The organism is Klenkia sp. AC732, from assembly GCF_979256525.1.
The window spans coordinates 1-266 of record NZ_CEEDOS010000120.1; the positions used below are offsets into that span (position 1 = coordinate 1).

Sequence of the window (266 nt, forward strand, 5' to 3'; positions counted from 1 at the left end):
CCGCAGAAGCGGGGGGAGTACGCGGCGGACCTGCGGTACGTGGAGGCGGCGACGGAGTCGTTGTCGGCGGTGTTGGCCGCCGGTGAGCTGGTGGTGGGGAAGTCCACGGTGCCGGTGGGGACGGCGGCGCGGCTGGCGGAGTTGGTGGTGGGGAAGGTGCCGGGGGCGTTGTTGGCGTGGAACCCGGAGTTCTTGCGGGAGGGGTTCGCGGTGGCCGACACGTTGCACCCGGACCGGTTGGTCTACGGGCTGCCGGTGGACCCGGT

1 pseudogene is annotated in these 266 nt (G+C 72.6%); it reads left to right on the plus strand.

What is annotated here, in order from left to right:
• Positions 1-39: 39 nt before the first annotated feature.
• Positions 40-266: pseudogene (locus AC0IVP_RS21930) on the plus strand (UDP-glucose 6-dehydrogenase); the annotation flags it as partial.